This is a genomic window from Kribbella sp. NPDC031520 (genome assembly GCF_055580825.1).
On the sequence record NZ_JBVIKS010000004.1, the window covers coordinates 714506 to 735997 of the forward strand.

The 21492-nt window shown below is 68.7% G+C and carries 19 protein-coding genes; 6 read left to right on the forward strand and 13 right to left on the reverse strand.

Features of this window, described 5'->3' with window-relative positions; genetic code table 11:
* Positions 1-11: 11 nt before the first annotated feature.
* On the forward strand, positions 12-1346 hold the full coding sequence (locus ACZ5BU_RS24145) for an NAD(P)/FAD-dependent oxidoreductase (RefSeq protein WP_465702314.1): 1335 nt from the start codon (positions 12-14) through the stop codon (positions 1344-1346).
* Here the strand turns inward: ACZ5BU_RS24145 and ACZ5BU_RS24150 are convergent.
* The 3 genes from ACZ5BU_RS24150 to ACZ5BU_RS24160 all read right to left on the reverse strand — a co-directional run bounded on the left by ACZ5BU_RS24150 (position 1324) and on the right by ACZ5BU_RS24160 (position 5555).
* On the reverse strand, positions 1324-2502 hold the full coding sequence (locus tag ACZ5BU_RS24150; protein WP_465702315.1) for a peroxidase family protein: 1179 nt from the start codon (positions 2500-2502) through the stop codon (positions 1324-1326). The two genes, ACZ5BU_RS24145 and ACZ5BU_RS24150, sit on opposite strands and share 23 nt — an antisense overlap.
* Positions 2503-2746: 244 nt before the next feature.
* Positions 2747-3574, reverse strand: a complete 828-nt coding sequence (locus tag ACZ5BU_RS24155) for an EamA family transporter (RefSeq protein ID WP_465702317.1) — start codon at positions 3572-3574, stop codon at positions 2747-2749.
* Between the two features lie 34 nt (positions 3575-3608).
* Entirely contained in the window at positions 3609-5555 is a 1947-nt protein-coding gene (locus ACZ5BU_RS24160; RefSeq protein WP_465702318.1) for a heparinase II/III domain-containing protein, read from the reverse strand.
* Positions 5556-5680: 125 nt separating this feature from the next.
* Between ACZ5BU_RS24160 and ACZ5BU_RS24165 the strand changes: the two genes are divergently transcribed.
* On the forward strand, positions 5681-6352 hold the full coding sequence (locus ACZ5BU_RS24165) for a class I SAM-dependent methyltransferase (RefSeq protein WP_465702319.1): 672 nt from the start codon (positions 5681-5683) through the stop codon (positions 6350-6352).
* Here ACZ5BU_RS24165 and ACZ5BU_RS24170 read toward each other — a convergent pair.
* The 3 genes from ACZ5BU_RS24170 to ACZ5BU_RS24180 are packed head-to-tail and all read right to left on the reverse strand — an operon-like array spanning position 6288 to position 8325.
* Complete coding sequence (locus tag ACZ5BU_RS24170; RefSeq protein ID WP_465702321.1) at positions 6288-6788, reverse strand: helix-turn-helix domain-containing protein; 501 nt, start codon at positions 6786-6788, stop codon at positions 6288-6290. The two genes, ACZ5BU_RS24165 and ACZ5BU_RS24170, sit on opposite strands and share 65 nt — an antisense overlap.
* Positions 6785-6970 (reverse strand): hypothetical protein, encoded by a 186-nt coding sequence (locus ACZ5BU_RS24175; RefSeq protein ID WP_465702322.1) that lies wholly within the window; start codon positions 6968-6970, stop codon positions 6785-6787. The genes ACZ5BU_RS24170 and ACZ5BU_RS24175 overlap by 4 nt, the downstream gene beginning before the upstream one ends.
* A complete protein-coding gene (locus ACZ5BU_RS24180; RefSeq protein ID WP_465702324.1) occupies positions 6967-8325 on the reverse strand; it encodes an MFS transporter in 1359 nt (452 codons plus the stop codon). Before ACZ5BU_RS24180 ends, ACZ5BU_RS24175 begins: the two co-directional genes overlap by 4 nt.
* A 153-nt stretch (positions 8326-8478) precedes the next feature.
* Here ACZ5BU_RS24180 and ACZ5BU_RS24185 point away from each other — a divergent pair, with 153 nt between their 5' ends.
* The gene (locus ACZ5BU_RS24185) at positions 8479-12183 is read left to right on the forward strand and encodes a GH116 family glycosyl hydrolase (protein ID WP_465702325.1); all 3705 of its coding nucleotides are present in this window, start codon (positions 8479-8481) and stop codon (positions 12181-12183) included.
* Between the two features lie 59 nt (positions 12184-12242).
* On the opposite strand, the gene ACZ5BU_RS24190 is transcribed toward ACZ5BU_RS24185, so the two are convergent.
* Genes ACZ5BU_RS24190 through ACZ5BU_RS24215 form a run of 6 tightly spaced genes read right to left on the reverse strand, consistent with a single transcriptional unit; the run spans position 12243 to position 18882 of the window.
* The gene (locus ACZ5BU_RS24190) at positions 12243-13271 is read right to left on the reverse strand and encodes an ABC transporter ATP-binding protein (RefSeq protein WP_465702327.1); all 1029 of its coding nucleotides are present in this window, start codon (positions 13269-13271) and stop codon (positions 12243-12245) included.
* Positions 13268-14245 carry an ABC transporter ATP-binding protein gene (locus ACZ5BU_RS24195; protein ID WP_465702329.1) on the reverse strand — a complete coding sequence of 326 codons (978 nt, stop codon included), beginning with the start codon at positions 14243-14245 and terminating at the stop codon, positions 13268-13270. The genes ACZ5BU_RS24190 and ACZ5BU_RS24195 overlap by 4 nt, the downstream gene beginning before the upstream one ends.
* Entirely contained in the window at positions 14226-15158 is a 933-nt protein-coding gene (locus ACZ5BU_RS24200; protein WP_465702331.1) for an ABC transporter permease, read from the reverse strand. The genes ACZ5BU_RS24195 and ACZ5BU_RS24200 overlap by 20 nt, the downstream gene beginning before the upstream one ends.
* Positions 15159-15161: 3 nt before the next feature.
* Positions 15162-16160 (reverse strand): ABC transporter permease, encoded by a 999-nt coding sequence (locus ACZ5BU_RS24205; RefSeq protein ID WP_465702333.1) that lies wholly within the window; start codon positions 16158-16160, stop codon positions 15162-15164.
* A gap of 36 nt (positions 16161-16196) precedes the next feature.
* Positions 16197-17915, reverse strand: a complete 1719-nt coding sequence (locus ACZ5BU_RS24210; protein ID WP_465702335.1) for an ABC transporter substrate-binding protein — start codon at positions 17913-17915, stop codon at positions 16197-16199.
* 31 nt (positions 17916-17946) lie between these two features.
* Entirely contained in the window at positions 17947-18882 is a 936-nt protein-coding gene (locus ACZ5BU_RS24215; RefSeq protein ID WP_465702337.1) for an ROK family protein, read from the reverse strand.
* A gap of 121 nt (positions 18883-19003) precedes the next feature.
* Between ACZ5BU_RS24215 and ACZ5BU_RS24220 the strand changes: the two genes are divergently transcribed.
* The 3 genes from ACZ5BU_RS24220 to ACZ5BU_RS24230 are packed head-to-tail and all read left to right on the forward strand — an operon-like array spanning position 19004 to position 21007.
* Positions 19004-20182 (forward strand): ROK family transcriptional regulator, encoded by a 1179-nt coding sequence (locus tag ACZ5BU_RS24220; RefSeq protein WP_465702339.1) that lies wholly within the window; start codon positions 19004-19006, stop codon positions 20180-20182.
* 45 nt (positions 20183-20227) lie between these two features.
* A complete protein-coding gene (locus ACZ5BU_RS24225) occupies positions 20228-20593 on the forward strand; it encodes a VOC family protein (RefSeq protein WP_465702341.1) in 366 nt (121 codons plus the stop codon).
* 9 nt (positions 20594-20602) lie between these two features.
* Positions 20603-21007: a hypothetical protein gene (locus tag ACZ5BU_RS24230; RefSeq protein WP_465702343.1), complete on the forward strand. Its 405-nt coding sequence runs from the start codon at positions 20603-20605 to the stop codon at positions 21005-21007.
* Here ACZ5BU_RS24230 and ACZ5BU_RS24235 read toward each other — a convergent pair.
* Positions 20984-21490 carry a winged helix-turn-helix transcriptional regulator gene (locus tag ACZ5BU_RS24235; RefSeq protein ID WP_465702345.1) on the reverse strand — a complete coding sequence of 169 codons (507 nt, stop codon included), beginning with the start codon at positions 21488-21490 and terminating at the stop codon, positions 20984-20986. The two genes, ACZ5BU_RS24230 and ACZ5BU_RS24235, sit on opposite strands and share 24 nt — an antisense overlap.
* Positions 21491-21492: the final 2 nt, after the last annotated feature.

Consider the following 21492-nt stretch of genomic DNA (forward strand, 5'->3'; position numbering starts at 1 on the left):
CGGAGAGTCTGGTGTGCAGGATCTTGGTGGTGGGTGGCGGGTACGCAGGGTTCTACACGGCGTGGCGGCTGGAGAAGAAGTTGCGGCGCGGTGAGGCCGAGGTGGTCGTGGTCGACCCGCGGCCCTACATGACGTACCAGCCGTTCCTGCCCGAGGTGGTCGCCGGTTCGGTCGAGGCGCGGCACGCGGCCGTCTCGCTGCGGCGGAACCTGCGGCACACGAAGCTCGTGGCCGGGCGGGTGACCGGGATCTCGCACGCGGACCGGACCGTCACGATCCGTGCGTCGTCGGGCGACGAGTACCCGATGACGTACGACGTGATCGCGGTGACCGCGGGCGCGGTGACGCGGACCTTCGACGTACCGGGGGTTGCGGAGCGCGCGATCGGGATGAAGCACGTCGAGGAGGCCGTCGCGATCCGGGACCGGCTGTTCACCGCGTTCGACGAGGCGGCCGGGCTGGAGCCGGGGACGCAGCGGCGGAAGCTGCTCACGGTCACGTTCGTCGGCGGCGGGTTCTCCGGCGTGGAAGGGTTCGCGGAGCTGTTGTCGCTGGCGCGGGCGCTGCTGAAGAAGTACCCGGAGCTGTCCGAGAGCGACCTCTCGTTCCACCTGGTCGAGGCGTCCGGGCGGATCCTGCCCGAGGTGAGCGACAAACCGGGCGACTGGGTCGTGAAGCTGCTGGAGAAGCGCGGCGCGGTCGTACACCTGAACACCACGATGGAGTCCGCCGACGACGGTCACGTCGTACTGTCCGACGGGTCCGAGTACGACTCGGAGCTGATCGTCTGGACCGCCGGCAACGCGGCCACCCGGCTGCTGCGCAACCACACCGACCTCCCGCACAACGAACGTGGGATGGTCCAGGTGCGGGCCGACCTGCGGATCGGTACGGACACCGAGGTGATCCCGGACGCCTGGGCGGCCGGTGACGACGCGGCGGTGCCGGACCTCGCGACCGGTACCGGGTACACCGTGCCGAACGCGCAGAACGCCGTACGGCAGGGGAAGGTGCTGGCGAAGAACCTGCTCCGGTCGCTGCGCGGGAAGGAACCGAAGAACTACGTGCACCACAGCCTGGGTGTGATTGCGACGCTCGGCCTCGGGTCCGGGATCTTCCAGTACAAGCGCATCGTGATCAAGGGTCTGCTCGCGTGGCTGATGCACCGCGGGTACCACGTGCTCGCGGTGCCGACGTGGGACCGGAAGATGCGCGTGCTGGCGATCTGGGTCGTGTCCTTCTTCTACGGCCGCGACATCGTGTCGCTCGCTTCCGTCCAGAGCCCCCGTGAGGCGTTCCAGACCGAGGCCAAGGCCCGCACGCTCAGCGCGACCCGCCCGGAATGAGCAGGTCGGTCAGGCCGAACGCCGCACCGTCGAAGGGCAGGGTCGGCTGCCAGTCCGGCTCGAGGCTGAGCTGACTGGCCGGATCCGCCCGGAGCAGGCCGATGAGCACTTCGGCCACGATCCGCCCGCCGACCGGGCCGAGGCGGTCGCCGTCGGACTCCTTCAGAACGTAGAACCACAACGGCGTACCGCCCGGCCAGTTGCCGTCGGCAAGCGGCGGTACGCCGAGCAGCGCCGCGACCTGCTCACCACTCGGCAGCCCGGTCGTGTCGCCGCGCAGCAGATCCCGGACGGCCAGTGACTTGTACGCCGCCTCGTCGACCGCGCCGGTGACCTGCTCGGGCAGCCCGATCAGGCTCGCGGGCAGCCGCCCGTCCAGCCGCTTCGCACGTTGGGCCGGCGGATGCCCGGGTACGTCGAAGATCTGCGTCAGCTCGAGCCGCTTCCGCATCGGCCCGAAGCCGGCCAGGTCCGGGAACAGCGGGTACTCCGGTCCGCCCGCGACCAGCCGGTACGTGTGCCGGATCTGTCCGTGCCCGTACCGGTACGCCGCGTCCGCGAACTCCAGCGGGATGAACGCCCGCAACGGCTCCGGCGCGAACCACTTCCCGCCGTCCTTCAGCACCTCGTCCACCAGCGTCCGCCCGACCAGCCGAGGCAGGAAGTCGTGGACGACGACCCATTGGTAGTGCCAGGTCAGCGTGATCCGCGCCCGCTCGAACACCTCGTCCTCGGGGATACCGCTCGCGCGCAGCCAGTCGACAATCCGATTGTGTGCTGTCAACAATCCGACATGCAGCGTCAGCGAGAACAGGTGCACGTCGTTTCGCGGATCGCCGATCAGCGCGACGCCTTGCGGATTGCGCGGTACGTCGTCACCGTTCAGGAGGAACTTCGCCGGATCGTCCACGTCGTACAGGTACGGCGTACCGATCGGACCGTCGGCGTACAGCATCTCCAGGTTGAGCCGCGGCGATCTGGCGTTCCGCAGTTCGGCGGTGTGCACTCCGATCGGCGACCGGTCCGCCGTGGTGTCATGCGCGAGCAACTGCCCGAAGAACGGCCAGCCGGCGGCCTCGGTCGCGTCGCCGCTCGGCACCTCCCCGTCACAGATCCCACCGGCTGCCCCGGCCTGCATCAACACGTGCGGGTCCACGGCGAGCGGCTCGAGCCTGGAAACATCCGCCCGTACCGCGCATCGCCGATCGGATGGTCCGCGCTTCGCACCAAACTCAAACAATGATCCCGCGCCGCAGGATGCGTACTCATTGATGTCCTTCCGAAGATTCGAGTCCACAGTGAAGACAGGACAGCCCCTCAGCCTGTGACACCCGCGGCCGGCAAGGGGGGTGCGGTCGGCCGCCCCGCGGATCATCCCGCTGGTGTCGAGTATGGTCCGATCAGAGCGAAACGAGTAGAACGGTCGCGGCGGCACAGACCAGACCGACTGCCTGGCGGGCGGTCAGACGCTCGCGCAGGACCGTGAGGCCGAGCAGCACGGTGACGGCGGGGTAGAGCGAGGTCAGTACGACCGCGACCGAGAGCGCTTGGGCCCGGCTGGCGAGCATGAACGCGGCGATCGCGGACGTGCTGAGGACCCCGGATCCGATCGCGAGCAGCGCCGTACGGCCGCTCATCCGCAGCCGTTCCCGACGGACGGCGACAGGTGCGACCGTGAGCACGGCGACGAGACAGTTCATTGCCAGCGGCCACAATCCGGCGGCCGCGTCGGCGCGGGACAGAGCGACGTACTGCAAGGCGAAAGCGGCGCCGGACAGCAAGGCCCAGCCGGCGCCCGCGGTCGGCGCGGTCCGGGAGCCGCGCCCGCTGGTGATCAGCCAGATCGCGGGTACGGCGATCACGAAACCCGCCCAGGCCCACCAGCCGAGCCGGTCGTGCAGGAACGCCACGCCGATCACCACGGGGATCGCGACACCAGCGACATCACTCAGCGGTACGACGAGGCTGAACCGGCCGACCTTCATCGCCTGGATCAGGAATGCGGCGCCGAGCCCGGTACCGATCCCGGAGAGGGCGCCCCACCCGAGCGCCGCGCTGGTGAGGCCTGGAGCGGCGACGAACAGCGCGAGCACGGTGCCGAGGAGAACGCCACACAGCTGCCCGACCAGCACGACCACTACGCTGTGCAACCGACGGGCGGCGAGGCCGGCCGTGAAGTCCGACAGACCGAAACACAGCGCGGAAGCCAGCGCGAGCGCAATACCCACGCGTGCCTGGTAACCGGTCTGCGTCGACCCAAACTCAGCTGATGCGGGTGAGGCGGCCGTCTTGGGTGATGCGGATCGTGGTTTTGCGGGCGCCTACGGTCAGGTCGACGAAGTACATGCCGGCGACTGTCCGGGTCTTGTAGGTGACTGCTTCGGTGGGGGCGGTCGGGACGATGGCGGACAGGATGGTCGCGTCGGTTGCGTTGCGGTTGAACTTGACGACCGGGGCCGGCTCGCGGTGGAAGATGTCGGGGTAGTACCAGCCCTGTACCGGGTCCTGCCGGCCCTCGACGACGGTGATGCCGTCCTTGGCCGGTTGCTGTTGGTACGGGAGCTGGAGCAGGTACGTCTTCGCGCCGCGGCTCGTCGCGATCGCCGAGGTCGGTGACTGGACGGCCACTTTCTGGCCGGGTGCGAGGTGCCAGAGGGTCTCGTAGCGTTGGGTACTCGTCGCCTGTCCGCGGTCGAGCGTGACGATCAGGTCCGGGTCCTTCAGGACGAGTACGTCGCGCTTGCGGGTGATACCGGGCGCGGGGGAGTCGGCCAGCGAGTACGACTCCCAGGTCGGGGTGATCGATGCGCGGGTCAGCCGGGTCTCGACGGACGCGGTGTCTGCGGACGGGATCGTCATCACGTTGTGCGCGGCGGCGCTCTTCGACCACGCCTGCCACTTGTCGAGTTGGTAGCCGGAGTGGCCCGGGTCGATCAGGATGTCGTGGCCGTGGGACGAGTACGTGATCGACGTGTGGTCGTCATGGCCGTGCAGCGTGCGCGCGGCGCCGTACCGGATGCTGTACGTCGACTCCTGCGCGAACGGCCGCGTCTCACCCCAGCCGGTGCGGCCGAAGATGTAGCCGGCGTCGAACACCGCGACGCGCTTCCCCGGTTCCGTACCGTGCTTGCCGAGCGAGGCGACGTAGTCCAGCGCTGTCCCGGCCGCACCGGTCGGCTTCTGGCGTACGGCGTCGCCGACCTGCTGGAGCTCGCCGGTGGACTTGGTGGCGAGCGCGAGCCATTCGGACAGAGCCGCTCGTCGCTGGGCGATCACCGTGCCGGGGCTGGAGCCGCAGCGCTGCAGAGCGGTCGTCGCGCGGCCCCACAGGAGGTAGTTGAACATCGCGTACCCGACCGACTGCTCGTTGGTCGACCCCTGCGGATCGATCGCGGTCGTGATCGCCTCGGTGAGACGGTTGACGGCGAGCGTCTTCAGCTCGGGGCGCTTGAGGGTGCAGCCGACACCGAACAGCGCGATGCTCTCGTCGGTGCCGTGGTTCGATTCGCCGCTCCAGTTCACGATCATGAACTGCGCATGGTCGACGAGTGCCTTGTCGAGCCAGGCGTACTGCGTGGGCAGCTTGGTGACCTGCAGGCCGGTGAGGACGGCCTGGCGGGCGCAGAGCAGCACGTTGGTGCGGTGCATCGTCGCCTCCCACGCGCCGACGTCACCCTTCCAGCTGTACGGGTTGTCCTGGACCCAGTCGTGGATGATCGCCATCACGTGCGTGAGCGCCTTACGGTCGCCGCGTGCGCCGGCCTCGATGCCTGTACCGAGCCACCGGAGCGAGTGCAGCCACATGTACCAGCTGGGCTTCTCGTACGGGTTCGAGCGCCAGTTGACGTCGCCGTGGCCGTTGCCGACCTTGTACGGCGGGTCGTCGCCCCAGGCGAAGGTGTCGCTCATCAGCATCGGCAGCGGTACCTGGATGCCGCTGTAGCCGGGGCACTCGTAGGTACCGGTGTTGGCGACCGGAGTCGACGGCGGGGGAGTCGCCGGCGTGTCGACTCCAGGGAGCGGCTCGTCGGTGGACTCCGGGACGGTCGGGGTCGGCGTTGGTGCTTTGGGCGTCACGCTCGGCGTGGGGGAGCCGGTGGCGGCGACCGTCGTACTGCGGTCCCGGGGACCTGGCATCAGTACGCGGACCGCGCCGGCGAACGCGACGGCGCAGACGAGCACGCAGGCAAGCGTCAGCGCGACGGTCACACCCAACCGCCTCTTCCGCTGCGCCACTCGCCCCCCTCTCCACCAACAAGCCGCCGCGACCCGCCCGCCGGGTTGCGAGCGATTTCTTCAAGCCACGCCACCGGCCTGCGAGGAAAGCTACCTGCATGCCTGAAAACGCGTTCACTCCGGCCCTGGGCCGCTTCCTCCCCGCGCGCTTGTTCGACCTGGCCGCCACGATCCTCCGCGAACACCTCTGGCGCACCCAGGTAGTCCGCTTGGCCGGCGTGCGTGCGGGCGAAACCGCCGTCGACGTCGGCTGCGGCACCGGCACCCTTGCTCTCCTCCTCCATGCTTCGGCACCCGCCGCCCGAGTCATCGGCGTAGATCCCGACCCCCAGATCCTGGCACGAGCCCGGCACAAAGCTGCGGCGAGTGGAGTCGAGTGGCGGGAGGGGTTCGGGGATGAGTTGGTGACGGTGGTCGGGGCGGGGGTGGCCGATGTGGTGGTGTCGACTCTGGTGTTGCACCAGTGCCCGGTGGCGGTGAAGCGAGGGATTCTGGCGGCCATGTACGACGTACTGCGGCCTGGTGGGCGGCTGGTGATCGCGGACTACGGGTTGCAGCGGACGTGGGCGATGCGGACGGCGTTCCGGATCGTGCAGTTGGTGGACGGGCGCGAGGACACCCAGCCGAACGCGGACGGGATCCTGCCGGAGTTGATCGCGGCCGCCGGGTTCTCGGAGGTTCGCGAGGTGCACGTGGTCCCGACGGTCACCGGGTCGATCTCGGTTCTGACGGCGTACCGCGGAGAGCCGGGAGAACCTCCCGTGGGGTGAGGCCCATCATCTCGCGCATCCAGCGACTCAGGTGAGCCTGATCGGCAAACCCGGCCACCACCGCGGCCTCCGCCAACGGACACCCCGTAGCCAGTTCCTCCGCCGCCCGCCGCAGCCGCGCCCAGACCCGCCATCGGGCCAGCGGCATCCCCAACCCCTCCCGAGCCACCGCCCGCAAGCGCTGCCCCGACAACCCGACCCGAGCCGCCACCTCACCCATCGCCAATCCCGGCTCCACCACCACCAGTTCCATGGCTGTCACCAACCGGGCATCCACCACCCGCGACCCGGAGGCCTCATCCGCCGCCTCGATCTCGGGCGGTGCGTCCACGGCCGTGATGCCGGTGTAGCCCCGGAACCGGTCAGCGAACGCCGACTGGGGTTCGATGAAGTAGGTGAGTAGGTCGTCGCACGGGAGGAGGCGGTGCCGCGTCATGGCGGTACGACGAGTGCCGGACCGCGGTGTTCGACCCCGGCGTCGTCGAGCATCGTGACGCCGGCACCGATCGCGAGCTGGTACGCCGCGTGCCGGTGACGACTCGCGCCGGCGACCGGACCCCGGTAGTACGCGTAACCGTCGCGGATCAGGAAACGTGTGCGGCCGGGCGTACTCGTCATGCGGTCGAGCGTACGGGTTCCGCGCGGCGGCCGAGTGCTGTCACGGCCAAGCCGACGAGGCTCGCGGCGGCTGCGACGATCGCACACGTCACGAAGCCGGCGGCAAGGTCGTGGGCCGTGCCGAGCAGCGGACCGAAGGTGGCGACCCCGATCGCTCCGCCGATCTGGCGGGAGGTGTTGAAGGCAGCCGAGGCGGCACCGTGCAGCGCCGGCTCGACGGCGGAGATCGACTGAGCGGTCATCGTCGGTACCAGTAGGCCGGAGCTGAAGCCGATCGGGATCAGCGCCAGCACCATCGGCCACACGGCCGACGACGTGCTCGCCCACGCCAGCCCGAGCATGGCGACGGTGATCACCGCCTGACCGATGGCGAGTAGGGCGGGACGTCCCAGCCGGCGGGCGAGTGGGGCAGAGCCGATGTTGGCGATCGAGATCAGCCCGGTCAACGGCAGGAACAGCAACCCGGTCGTCAGTGCAGTCAGGTGACGGCCCTGCTGCAGCAGGAGACTCATCGAGAAAAGTACGCCGTAGAAGGCGAAATTGAGCAACGACCCCTGGATCGCCGCGGCCGCGAACCCGCGATCGGCGTACAGGCCCGGAGGCAGCAACGGCGACCGTACCGAGCGCTCCACCCAGACGAAACTCACCAGCCCGACGGCAGCCAGCGCCGCCGCCCCGAGGATCGCCGGATCGAGCCCGCCGCGTACCGGCGCCTCGATCAACGCGAACACCAGCCCACCGATGAACGCCGTCGCCGTACCCATCCCGGCAACGTCCAGCCGTCGCGAACCCCTCGAGACGGCCGGCATCGTCCGCCACGCCCAGATCGCGGCCGGGACGCCGATCACCACGTTGACCGCGAACACGGCACGCCAGTTCGCCAGCGCGACCAGCCCGCCGCCGAGCAACGGACCGGCTGCCATCCCGGCCCCACCGGCGGCGGCCCACCAGCTGACCAGGCGGTGCCGCGCGTGCTCGTCGGTCGCGGACGCCGTCGCGAGGACGAGCGCGCTCGGCAGCAGCAGCGCGGATCCCGCGCCCTGGACGAGCCGCGCGAGGTTCAGCATCAGCATCGAGGTGGCCGCCGCACACACCGCCGACGACAGTGTGAACACCAGCAACCCGGTCAGGAACGCGCGCTTCGCGCCGAGGGTGTCGGCGATCGCGCCGGCGCCGAGCATCAGCGCGGCGAACGACAGCGTGTACGCGTTCAGCGACCACTCGAGCTCGGCACGGGACGCGTTCAGATGGGTGGCGAGCTGGGCGAGCGTGACGTTCACGATCGTGCCGTCGACGAAGACCATGAACGAGGCGATCAACGCGAGTGCGACGACCGACCGGCGGGGTGACGACATGCCGTCCACCCTACGCCACTGTTTGATATCCGTCGAACAATATCTCCGGAGCCGGACCCGTTGACCTCCGTCCATGGGCTGGTTACGGTGTTCGAATCGTACCTCGGAAATCGATTTCTCCCGCGTCCACCCGCCCACTCAAGGAGAATCCGAATGACCGTTCCCGAGCTTCCGGCCGGCTGCGCGAACCGTTCCTGCGCCGGCGACTGCGCCCGCGCGCACCTGAGCCGCCGTACGTTCATCGCGCTCAGCACCGCCGCGGTCGGCGTCCTCGCCGCGCCCGCACAAGCACTCGCCCTGGCGGCTCCACCGAAGACCGATCCCAAGGTGCTGTACGACCGCGGCACGCCGACGTCGTACACGGGTGCTGCCCTGCAGAACATCGGCATGCCCGTCGGCGGCGGTACGACCGGGCAGGTGTATCTCGCCGGCGACGGGCGACTGTGGGCGTGGGACATCTTCAACCCGACATCGTTCCCGCTCGGCGGCGCGGACTTCTCCGGGCACCACTACGCGTTCCCGCTGTCCGCCGACGAACCCGGCGCATCGCATTTCGCACAGGGCTTCGCGCTACGTACGACGACCCGCGGCCGCACCACGACCCGGAGTCTCGACGCCGGCGGGTTCGAGGACGTGCGCTTCACCGGCTCGTACCCGATCGGCCGGGTCAGCTACGCGGGAGATCCGGTGACGGTCGAGCTCGAGGCGTACTCGCCGTTCGTCCCGCTCGCCACCCTCGACTCGACGTTGCCCACGACAATCATGTCGTTCACGCTGCGGAACATGTCCTCGGCCGCGGTCCGCGCGACGCTGCTCGGGTACGCCGAGAACCCGGTCTGCATCGACAGCCGCAAACATCAGCCGACCAGGTTGCAGGCGCGCGCGTTCGAGGGCGGCGTGCAGTTCGGTGCCGTCGACGATCTGGGTGCGGATCAGGGCGACATCCTGTTCGAGGACTGGGAGAAGGACACGTACGACGGGTGGACCGTGACCGGTGACGCGTTCGGGGCAGGACCGGTGCGGCCGCTCGACGTGCCGAATCTGATGAAGCGCTTCGGCGACCTGAACGTGTCCGGCACGCGGTTCGTCACGTCGTACGACTTCCGCGGTGGCAGGTACGACGGCGCCGTCGGATTGTTGACAAGCCGAGAGTTCACAATCTCGCGCCGGTACGTCGCGGTCGGAGCGAGCGGCGGCCGGCAAGCCGGGGTTGCCTGTGTGAACGTGGTCGTCGACGGGCAGGTCGTGGCGACCGCGACGGGTGACGAGAGCGAGCCGCTGGTCCCGCAGATGCTCGACGTGGGTGCGTATGTCGGCCGGATTGCACACATTGAGATTGTTGACAATAGTGCGGGTGCGTGGGGGCACATCAGCTGCGACGCGATCGTGTTCACGGATCGGGCGGACATCCTGTTCGAGAGCTGGGACAAGCCGACGTACGACGGGTGGGCCGTTACGGGTGAAGCGTTCGGCGCGGGGCCGGTCACCGCGGCGGAGACACCTGACGGGTTCCGGCGGGCGTTCGGGCTACGGACCGAGCTGAATGTGAGCGGGCGGTTCGTGACGTCGTACAACTTCCGTGGCACGGGGGATCCGGACCGGTTCACTGGGTCGTTGACGAGCCGGGAGTTCGTGATCGAGCGGCGGTTCGTGACGGCGTGGGCCGGTGGTGGCAGTCACCCGGGCGAGACGTGCCTGGACGTTGTGGTCGACGGTGAGGTGGTGGCGTCGGTCACGGGGACCGACATCGAGCCGTTGACCGCGGTGTCGATGGATGTCGGGAAGTTTGCCGGTCGGCGTGCCTACATTCGGATTGTCGACAACAACACCGGCGGCTGGGGTCACGTCAACGTCGACCGGATCCTGTTCAGCGACCGCCCGATCCGCCGCCAACCGGTGCCGGAGCGCCCCGACGGCGGCACCTTCGCCCTCGCCGCGCTACCCCCAGTCGGAGACACCGCGTCGGCTCAGGGTGGAGGCGCCGCGCTGGCCCCGGGCGGGGATGGCGCCTACGCCGCCGAGGCGAGCGGTGCGGATGCGCGGGTTGTTGTGCGGCCGTCGATTGTTGACTGGGGGACGGTTGACGCGTTGTTCGACTCGGGTGCTGGGCCGGCGGAGTCGGACGGTCCGCAGGCGGGGACTGTCGCGGTGACGGTGACGTTGCCGCCGGGGGAGTCCCGGACGATCCGGTTCGCGTACGGCTGGTTCTTCCCGAACCCGGAGCGGGAGCTGTTCGCGGAACTCGTCGGCGCGTCCACCTTCCGCCGGCACTACGCAACCCGGTTCGGCTCGGCCCGCGACGTCGTCCAGTACGTCGCCAAGAACCTGCAACGCCTCGAACGCGACACCAAGCTCTGGGTGAAGACCTGGTACGACGACTCGTCGCTACCGCACTGGTTCCTCGAGCGAACGCTGGCGACCGCGTCCACGATCGCGACCAGCACCTGCTACCGCTGGGACGACGGCCGCTTCTACGCCTGGGAAGGCACCTACTGCTGCGCCGGCACCTGCGAACACGTCTGGAACTACGCGCAGGCGATCGCCCGCCTGTTCCCCGACCTCGAACGCGACACCCGCGAGCGCGTCGACCTCGGGATCGCGTTCCGCCCGACCGGCGAGATCGGCAACCGAGGTGAGGCCGGTGACGCGTCGAGCTCGTTCGCGGACGGTCAGACCGGCACGATCCTGCGCATCTACCGCGAACACCAGATGAGCAAGGACAGTACCTTCCTGCGCCGCGTCTGGCCGCGCGTCCGGACCGCGGTCGAGTTCCTGGTCACGCACCGGGACGGCCCCGACGAGGACGGCATCTTCCGCGGCAGCCAGTGGAACACTCTCGACACCGAATGGTTCGGCGAGGTCCCGTGGATCAGCGGCCTGTACGTCGCCGCGCTCCGGGCCGCCGCCGCGATGGCGACCGACGTCGGCGACACCGCCGCCGCCACCCGCTACACGACGATCGCCGGCCGCGGGTCGGCGTACCTGGCCGGCACCCTGTGGAACGACGAGTACGGCTACTACGTCCAGAAGGTCGACCCGGCCCACCCGACGGCGGAGAACAGCAACCGCGGGTTGTTCATCGACCAGATGTACGGCCAGACGTACGCCGCGCAGCTCGGTCTCCCGCGGGTCTTTCCCAAGGACCAGGCGCGGACCGCGCTGACAAACCTGTACGAGACCAACTTCCGCAAAGCTCCGGGGACCTACCGGCCGCCGGGGATCGCGCCCGGGCGGGTCTACACGACCGACGGTGAGAGCGGCGTACTGATGGCGACCTGGCCGCACGGCGGCTCGACCGAGACGCGCGGGCTGATGTACTTCAACGAGGTGTGGACCGGGCAGGAGTATCAGTTCGCCGCGCAGCTCTTCGCCGAGGGCATGACCGACGAGGCGCTGGCGGTGACGCGGGCCATGTACGACCGGTACTCGGCCGGAAAACGCAACCCGTACAACGAGATCGAGGCCAGCGACCACTACGCCCGCGCGATGATGGGCTACGGCGTCTACCTCGCCGCGTGTGGCTACGAGTACCACGGTCCGAAAGGCCACCTCGGCTTCGCGCCACGGATCCATGCGGAGGACTTCCGCAGTGCCTTCACCGCGGCCGAGAGCTGGGGTCTCTACACCCAACGGCGCACGCAGAAGTCCCTCACCGCCACGATCGACGTACGCTACGGCCGCCTGAACGTGACGACGCTGTCCTTCGAGACGACGGCCCCGGCGCGCCAGGTCCGGGTCCACGCCGGGGCCACCCCCCTCGGCGCGACAGTAGTTGCCACCGGCAACCGAGCCGTCCTCACATTGGCCGAGCCTACCGCCATCACCGCTGGCCGCCGACTGGACGTGGTGCTGAGTTGACCCCCGCCCGCCGCCGATACGGGGGAGTCGGCGGCGGACAGGGGCCGGTCTGGGGCCGGTCAGGTGCCGATGTCGGGCTCGGCTACGTGGCAGGCGGCTTCGTGGTTCTTGCCCAGCGTGCGGAGGACGGGCGTCACCTCGTGGCACTTGTCGATGGCGAGCGGGCAGCGCCAGCGGAACCGGCAGCCCGGTGTGGGGTCGATGACCTTCGGCGGCTCGCCGGTGTCGCCCTCGATGCCCGTGTTGAGCGGCGCGCGCGGGTCGGGGACGGCACCGAGGAGGAGGTCGGTGTACGGGTGCTTGGGATTCTGCAGCACCGACTCCGACGGGCCGGTCTCGACCACGTGGCCGGCGTACATGATCATCAGCCGGTCGGCGACGTACCGGGCGCTGGCGATGTCGTGGGTGATGTAGAGGAACGAGACGCCCTGCGACTCGCGCAGTTCGGCCATCAGGTTCAGCAGGCCGATCCGGATCGACACGTCGAGCATCGACACCGGCTCGTCGGCGAGGATCAGTTTCGGCTTGTGCGCCAGCGCCTGCGCGAACCCGATCCGTTGCCGCTGGCCACCACTCAGCTCGTACGGGAACCGGTTCATGATGTCGGACGCCGGCGTCAACCCGACCGCCTCGACCACCCGTTCCGCCTCGGCGTACCGCTGCTGCCGGTCCAGTTCGGGCCGGTGCAGCTTCAACGACCGCAGCACGCCGTGCGACACCCGGAACGCCGGGTTCAGCGAGCTGAACGGATCCTGGAACACCATCGGTACGTCGCCCCGGTAGGACAACTGGTCCTTCCGGGAGCGGAACGTCGACAACGCCCGGCCCTGGTAGAAGATCTCGCCGCTCGTCGGCTTGTGCACCCCCGCGAGCAGCCGCGCGATCGTACTCTTCCCACTCCCGCTCTCGCCCGCGAGCGCGACGATCTCCTGGCGCCCGATCGTGAAGCTCACCTCGTCGACCGCGTGCAGCAGCTGCCGCGAGAACCCACGCCCGACGCGGAAGTGCCGCGTCAGATCCCTTGCCTCGAGCAACGGTGCGGCGGCCGACTCCGTTGCGGCCTGCGACGAGACGTCGACGGTAGTCATGAAACCTCCCGAGCGGGCGCGATCGACGGCGCGTGCAACAGGCACCGTGCCTCCACGCCGCCAACCTGGTACAGCTCCGGCGCGATCTTCGGGCAGTCCTCGAACGCCTTCGGGCAGCGCGGCTGGAACCGGCACCCAGGCGGCGGCGAGGCAAGGTTCGGCGGCGCCCCCGGAATCCCCGTCAACGGGACCTTCGGCCCGCGGATCGACGGGAACGCGTCCAGAAGCCCAGCGCTGTAAGGATGTTCCGGATGGTCGAACACCGCGCGCGTGTCGCCGAACTCGACCACCTGGCCCGCGTACATCACCACCAGCTTGTCCGAGAAGTGACTCACCAGCGACATGTCGTGCGTGACGAAGATGACCGCGAAGCCGAGCTTGCGCTGCAGCTCCTTGATCTGCACCATCAGCGACCGCTGCGCGACCACGTCGAGTGCGGACGTCGGCTCGTCCATGATGATCAGGTCCGGCGTGAACAGCAGCGCCATCGCGATCATCGCCCGCTGCCGCATGCCACCGCTCAGCTGGTGCGGGTAGCTCTTCAAGTGGATCGGGTCGATCCCGACCAGCCGCAGGACCTCGGCGGGCCGGCCTTCGTCGACCACCTCGTCGTGCGCCATGATCGTGTCCCGGAACTGCGCGCCGATGCTCTTCACCGGGTTCAGTGCGTTCATCGCGCTCTGCATCACGACCGAGAAGTCCCGCCAGCGCATCTCGGCCAGGTTCTTCTCGTTCATCCCGACGAGCTCGCGGCCCTGGAAGCGCACGCTGCCGCCGGTGATCGCGGCCGGCGACGACAGCAGCTGCGCGATCGCGAACAGCAGCGTCGACTTGCCGCAGCCGGACTCGCCGACCACCCCGACGAACTCACCGGCGTGTACGTCGAGATCCACGTGGTCGACCGCGACGACCGGGCGGGAGCCGGTGTCGTACTCGACAGTGAGATCACGGACCTCAAGAAGCTGATCTGGCACGTCGCCTCCGAACCGGCCGCAGCGCGGGATTGCTGATCTCGTCGAACGCATAGTTGAGCAGGGCGAACGAAACGCCGAGCAGCGCCACCGCCAGACCCGGCGACAGCGCCCACGCGGGCAGCCCGTTCACCAGGGCGCCCTGGTTCTGCGCCCAGTAGAGCATCGTGCCCCAGCTCAGCGAGTTGGGGTCGCCGAGCCCGAGGAACTGCAGGCCGGCGGCGGTGAGCACGGAGTACAGCGCGGCGCCGAGGAAGTTCGCGACGATCAGCGAGATCATCGTCGGCAGTACCTCGACCACGATGATGTACGACGACCGCTCGCCGCGGACCCGCGCCGACTCCAGGAAGTCCCGGTTCCGCAGCGACAGCGCCTGCGCCCGCATCTGCCGGGCGCCGTACGACCAGCCGGTGAGGACCAGCACGATGATGATCACCGTCAGGTTGCCCTTACCGGCGTACGTCGCCAGCACGATGATCAGCGGGAACGTCGGGAGGACGAGAAAGATGTCGGTCAGCATCGACAGACCGTCGTCGGCGAACCCGCCCAGATACGCCGCTGACACGCCGATGATGACCGACAAGACGGTGGCACCCAGCCCGGCGACCACGGCGATCACCAGGGACTCACGGGTGCTGTAGATGAGTTGCGCGTAGACGTCCTGCCCGAGGCCCGTCGTACCGAGCCAGTGGCTGCCGGACGGGTGCTGCAGCGGCAGGTCGCCGATCGCCTGTGGATCGTGATGCGCGCCAGGGACGAAGACCCCTGGGAACGCGGCGAGCAGGATGAAGAGGATCAGCAACGCGGCCCCGACGACAGCCTTCCGGTTGCCCAGGATGGCGCGGAACAGCCCACCGCGAGGACGGCGAGTGGGAGCTGCAACAGGTGCAGATGCACCAGCAACGACAGCGCTCATGAGCTATCCCTTCGTCCGGGCTCGGGGGTCGAGCAGGAAGACTGCGAAGTCGCAGAGCAGGACACAGATCAGCACCGCCAGCGTCACCAGCAGGAACAGTGCCTGCAGCAACGGATAGTCGGTGCTCACCGTGGCGTTGTAGAACATGTATCCCAGGCCCGGGTAGTTGAACACGTACTCGACCAGGATCGTCCCGGAGATCACGAAGCCGAGCGACATCGCGAACCCGGACAGGTTGGGCAGGAACGCGTTCCGCCCGGCGTACCCGAACATGATCTTGCGGCCCGGGATGCCCTTCGCCCGGGCCATCCGGACGTAGTCCTCGGCGAGCGTGGTGACCATGTTGTTCCGCATGGTCAGGATCCACCCGCCGACCGCGGTGACCAGGATCGTCGAGGCCGGCAGGATGCCATGCTTGATCACGCTCCAGATGAACTCACCGCTGAAGCCCGGCGTCAGGCCCTGGTCGTAGTTGAAGTCGTTCGGCAGGATCGGGTTGTTGCCGATCGCAAACAACGAGATCAGCAGCAGCGCCACCCAGAAGTACGGCAACGCGGAGGTGACGATGAACACCGGCGGCACGATGCCGTCGATCAACCCGCCGCGCCGCCAGCCGGCCACCGTACCGATCAAGGTGCCGATCGCGAACGCCAGTACGGTCGCGATACCGACCAGGCCGAGGGTCCACGGCAGCGCGCTGCCGATCAGCGACGTGACCGGTACGCCGAGGCTGCTGCCGATCGAGACACCCCAGTGCCCGGTGACCATCGACCTCAGGTACTCGACGTACTGCAACATGATGTTCTTGTCCGGGTCGAAGCCGAACTCGGCCAGCACCGTGCGCAACTGCTCCGGCGTCACCACCGAGCCGCCCTTGCTCAGTCGTTGCCGCAGTGCGTCCTCGGGACTGCCCGGCATCAGCCGCGGGATGGCGAAGTTCAGCGTCATCGCCGCCCACAGCGTGAGCACGAAGAACCCGAGGCGTCTGATCAGGTACCGCACAACCACCAGCTCCTCGTGCTCACGCTTCTCACGACCTCACTTCTGGGCGGACTTGGAGTACAGGTTGGTCAGCACCTGACCGACGTCGGGGATGTTGTACGGCGCCGGCTGCGCGTACGGGTTGTCCTGCGTCGGCCAGCCGTCCAGGTCCTTGGTGTTGTACTGGTACCAGTCGACCGACTCGGTGGTCGGGATCACCGGGACGTCCTTGATCATGTACGACGAGATCTGCTTGATCAGCTTGACCTGGGTGTCCGGGTCGGCGGCGGCGTACTGGTCGAACAGCTTGTCCACCTCGGGCTTCATGTACCGCGAGTAGTTGCTGTTGGCCTGCTTGCCGATCGGCGCGGAGTTCTTCGAGTACAGCAGCTGCCGCAGTTCGTAGTACGGCGTCGGGCCGCCGGACTGGCTCGCATACGCCAGGTCGTAGTCGCCGGTGTAGAGCTTCTGGTTGTACGACTGCTGCTGCAGGTCCTGGATCGTCAGCTCGATGCCGGCCTTCGCGAGCTGCTGCTTCACGACCGCCAGCGACGCGTCCCAGTCGGTGTAGCCGGTGACCGTGATGATGTTCAGCTTCAGCTTGTTCGAGTCGGAGTACCCGGCGCTCTGGAGCAGTTGCTTGGCCTTGTCCAGGTCCTGCTTGTCGTACCCGGCGGCTGCCACCGCGTCCTTGTCGTAGTACTTGTCGAACGTCGGCGAGACGACACCGGACTGGTTCGCGGCCGGCTGGTACCCGCTCTCACCGATCTTCGAGATCTGCTCGCGGTCGAGGGCGTACGCGATCGCCTGCCGGACCGCCAGCTTGCTGGTCGCCGGGCGGGACGGGTCGTTGTTCGGGACGATCGCGACGTTCGCGGTCGGCGGGAACCAGTAGTTGTTCTCCGGCGACTTCGCCTTGTAGAAGTTGTCGATGTTCGGGATGTACTGACCGCCCCACTGCGCCTTGCCGCTGGCCAGGTCGAGGTTGGCGGGGTTGTTGTCCAGGTACGCCGGGTACTGCACCTTCTGCACGTACGGCTTGCCCGGCTGCCAGTACGACGGGTTCGCGACGTACGAGATGTTGTTGCTGGTGCACGACTCGACCGTGAACGGCCCGGTGCCGACCGGCTTCGGGTCCGTCCAGGTGGCGGGCTTCGACGCGGCCTCGCCGGTGGACCAGATGTGCTTGGGCACGATGCCGATCTGGCCGGCGAAGTTGAAGAAGTACGGCTCGGCGGCGGCCTTGAACTTCAGCGTGACCTTGTTGCCCGCGGCGGTGACGCTGGTCAGGCCGGCGCCGGTCCACAGCGAGTACAGGTCGAGGGCCGGCTGCTCCTTCATCCGGGTGAAGGTGTAGACGACGTCGTCGGCGCTGAACGGCTGACCGTCGCTCCACTTCACCCCGTCGCGGATGGTGAAGACGATCGAGTCCTTCTTCGGCGACCAGGTGAAGTCGGTGGCCAGCATCGGCGTGGTGGCGCCGGCCTTCAGGACGTTCACGAACGTCAGCGGCTCGTAGACGAAGCCGTTGGCCTCCTGGTTGACCGCCGGGTTGAACGGGTTGAACTGGCACGGCCAGGTCTGCCCGCCGACGTTGGCGATGGTGACGGTGCCACCCTGCTTGTGCTCCCCGGTGCCCCCGCCTCCGCTGCTCGTCGACGAGGACGGGTTGGCCGAGCTCGCGCTCCCGATCGGCTTGTCGCCACCGCCACATCCGGCGGCCGCAAGTACGCCGACCGCCACCGCGGCGCCGGCGATGCGTTTGATGCCCCTCATCGTCTCTGCCTTTCGCTACTGGAATTCCGGGTCATGCGAATGCTTCTGCCCCGAGGACGACTCCGGCCGCCTCGACGCCAAGGGCGAGCGCTCCGATCAGCGGTGCGTCCGAAGGAAACCGGGCCACCGACAGCTCCGGTGGAAACGGGACGGCTGCGTCGAGGGCGCGGCGCAGACCGGGTTCGAGCTGGTCCCAGGAGCGGACCAGACCGCCGCCGACCACGATCCGGTCCGGATCGAGGGCGATGGCCAGGTTGGCGAGGTGCGTCGCCAGCTCCCGGACGAACTCGTCGGTGAGGACGGCGGCGTCCGGCTGGGTGCGCGCCATCGTGAAGACGTCCGCGGCTGTGACCGGCCGCCCGAGCCGGGTGGACCCGGTGGTCTCGAGCGCCTGACCGCTGACGACGTGTTCCAGGATCGTGCGCTCGTCGGCGCCGACGTACACGTCGGCGGGGGAGCGCAGGTTGTAGCCGATCTCGCCGGAGGCGCCGTGCGCCCCGGTGATCACGGTGCCTGCGGCAACGATCGCGATCGCGAGACCGGTGCCGAGATTGAGGTAGAGCCCGGGGTCGGAGCCGGCCAGCGCGCCCCAGCGCAGTTCGGCCTCGGCCGCCGCCTTGACGTCGGTCGCGAGCCTGACCGGTACGCCGGGGAACCCCTCGCGGATCAGCCGCCCGAAGGGGAGTTCACCCCAGCCCGGGAACGTCGGCGCGAGCTCGACGCGGTCGTCGTACGGGATGCCGAGGGTGGCTGCGCCGACACCGGCCAGCTCGTTGTCCGGCGCGACCTCGGCGAGCAGTTCGTGCGCCGCGGCGAGGCCGCGGGCCATGGCTTCGGCGGCACCGCCGGACTCGACCTGGCTGTCGACGGTCGTCGCGCCGAGGCGGCGACCGGACAGGTCGCCGACCGCGACGGCGATCTTCGTCCCGCCGAAATCCAGCCCGAGGACGACCGGTGTCGAAACCACGGGGTGGCACCTCCTCGCGCCGACCAATAGAATCGATAGGAAACTAACTTAACTATCACCGGCACCACAAGGGATCGGTAGAACTTGTTGGCCGAGTTGTTAGCGAACGAGGGGGACGACAGTGACGGTTACGGCCGGAGGGGCACGTCCGCAGCTGATCCGGGAGATCAACGAACAGGTACTGCTCGATCACATCCGGCGATCCGGCCCGATCTCGAGGACCGAGCTCGCCGGGCTGACCGGCTTGTCGAAGCCGACAGTCTCCGCGGCACTGGGCTCGCTGGAGCGGACTGGTCTGGTACACCTGACCGGTCAGCGCACCGGCGTACCGGGGCCGGCGGCGAACCTGTACGAAGTACGGCCGGAGGCTGGGTTCGTCCTCGGGCTGGACGTCGGGCGGGAGTATCTGCGCGGAGCGATCGCTGATCTCGCGGGGACCGTACGGTCCCGGTTGAGTGTGCGGACGAAGGCCGGCGACGCGATGGCGCGGATCCAGGAGCTCGTCGATCTGGCCAAGACGCTCGCCGACGAGGCCGGGATCGCCGCTGAGCAGCTCACCCAGACCGTACTCGGCAGTCCCGGTGTGTACGACCCTCGGCTCGACGCCCTGACGTTGACGGGGCGGCTGACCGGATGGGACTCGCCGGCGACGCTCGCCGCGTTGCGCGATCGGTTCGGGCTGACGCTGATGATCGAGAACGACATCGACGCGGCCGCGATCGCCGAACGGGTCCACGGGCACGGCCGTGACGTCGACAGCTTCGCGTTCGTCAGCGTGGGCACGGGTATCGGCATGGGGCTGGTACTGGACGGCAAGCTGCGGCACGGGTCGCACGGCGTCGCGGGCGAGATCGGGTACCTGCCGTTCACCGAGGGCAGTGGTAGTGATCCGCGGGACGCGCGCAAGCGAGGAGGTTTCGACGCGTCCGCGTCGGCGGCAGCCGTCGTCCGGGCGGCTCGCCGGGCCGGGGTCCGCGGCGCAACGACGGCGGAGAAGGTGTTCGCGGCCGCCGCTCGTGGCGATGCTCTCGCGGCGGCGGTCGTTGCCGAGGAGGCGTTGCTGGTCGCGAAGGCGGTCTGCACGGTGATCACCGTCGTCGATCCGGATCTGGTCGTGCTCGGTGGTGGTATCGGTCAGGCGCCGGGGTTCCTGGAGGCGGTCAGCAAACAGTTACGCGCGCTCGCGCCGGTGATGCCGGAGGTGAAGGCGAGCGTGCTCGGCACCGAGACCGTCGTGGCCGGCTGTATCGCGGCCGGTCTCGATCGGGCCTGGCAGACGCTCGTCGGAAATTCGGCGTAAGGATCCGGACGCAGACCGTCCGCAACCGGCACTAGGGTGCGATTCATGACTATCGCTATGTACCCCAGTTTCGTCATGGACTGTCCGGACGCCGCTCAGCTGGCGCAGTTCTACGGTGAGCTGCTCGGCTGGAAGGTCGAGACCCGTGAAGGCTGGGCGGAGATCCGCCCGGAGGACGGCAGCAACTGCATCGACTTCCAGCAGGTGGAGAACTACAAGGCGCCGACCTGGCCGACCCAGGAGACGCCGCAGCAGATGCACCTCGACGTGATGGTGCCGAACCTCGACGAGGCGGAGCAGGAGGTGCTTGCCATCGGCGCGACGAAGGCCGAGCATCAGCCCGGTACGACGTTCCGGGTCTTCCTCGACCCCGCTGGACACCCGTTCTGCCTCTGCGTCTCCTCGTCATAAAGTGAGGGAGTGACGAGCTGGCGCGAGGAACGACGGCAGGCGGCGGTCGAGCATGCCGCCGCCCTGGAACGGAAGAAGGCGGCCGAGACCGCACAGGCGCGGGCGCTGCTCACCGACTTCATCGCGACGCTGCGGGAACGCGGTGTCGAGCCGGAGCCGTTGCGTGCGCAGGTCATCGGGTCGAACGCCAGCTACCGTACGAACCTGACCGGGTGGTACCTGCGCCGCAACCGCTCGCTGGCGGTGGATGTCGACGGCAACTTCTACATCCTCGGCGTACCGGCCAGCCTCAAGGCCCGGGTCGCAGGCGTACACGTGGAGCCGTCCGACCCGCCGCTCGTGGTCGGCCAGGGCGCCCGCGACGGCGAGTCGATGCCGCTCGCCGACCTCCTACGCCTCCGGCTCGAGTCCTAGGACGCTCGCGATCAACGCCGTACCGGGAGCGGTCCTGCCACCGGGGCCGGGCGACGGTACGACGTCCTGCAGGTTGAGCGTCTCGCCGCACTCCGAGCAGCAGACCGTCGGCGTGGTGATCTTGCCGCAGGTGCTGTGCGTGAAGCGGATCGGCTGGCCGGCCGGGGGAGTGGCCCAGCGGTCGCCCCACGCCGTCAGCGCCATCAGGATCGGTACGAGTTCCCGTCCGCCCTCGGTCAGCTCGTAGCTGTAGCGGACCGGGTTCTGCTGGTACGGCGTACGTCGGACCAGGTCGCCTTCGATCAGCGTGGCGAGGCGATCGGTGAGCAGGTTGCGGGAGATGCCGAGGTCCTTCACGAACTGGTCGAAGCGGTCCATGCCCAGGTACAGGTCACGCAGGATCAGGGGCGTCCACCAGTCGCCGATCAGCTCCAGGGACTGGGCGAGCGAGCAGTGCATCGAGGCGAAGCTGGTGTTACGCATAG

Coding starts and splice junctions, on each gene's coding strand:
- ACZ5BU_RS24225 (WP_465702341.1), top strand. CDS start 20,228: ATGACTATCGCTATGTACCCCAGTTTCGTCATGGACTGTCCGGACGCC.
- ACZ5BU_RS24235 (WP_465702345.1), bottom strand. CDS start 21,490: ATGCGTAACACCAGCTTCGCCTCGATGCACTGCTCGCTCGCCCAGTCC.
- ACZ5BU_RS24180 (WP_465702324.1), bottom strand. CDS start 8,325: ATGTCGTCACCCCGCCGGTCGGTCGTCGCACTCGCGTTGATCGCCTCG.
- ACZ5BU_RS24190 (WP_465702327.1), bottom strand. CDS start 13,271: ATGACTACCGTCGACGTCTCGTCGCAGGCCGCAACGGAGTCGGCCGCC.
- ACZ5BU_RS24200 (WP_465702331.1), bottom strand. CDS start 15,158: ATGAGCGCTGTCGTTGCTGGTGCATCTGCACCTGTTGCAGCTCCCACT.
- ACZ5BU_RS24210 (WP_465702335.1), bottom strand. CDS start 17,915: ATGAGGGGCATCAAACGCATCGCCGGCGCCGCGGTGGCGGTCGGCGTA.
- ACZ5BU_RS24170 (WP_465702321.1), bottom strand. CDS start 6,788: ATGACGCGGCACCGCCTCCTCCCGTGCGACGACCTACTCACCTACTTC.
- ACZ5BU_RS24175 (WP_465702322.1), bottom strand. CDS start 6,970: ATGACGAGTACGCCCGGCCGCACACGTTTCCTGATCCGCGACGGTTAC.
- ACZ5BU_RS24185 (WP_465702325.1), top strand. CDS start 8,479: ATGACCGTTCCCGAGCTTCCGGCCGGCTGCGCGAACCGTTCCTGCGCC.
- ACZ5BU_RS24165 (WP_465702319.1), top strand. CDS start 5,681: ATGCCTGAAAACGCGTTCACTCCGGCCCTGGGCCGCTTCCTCCCCGCG.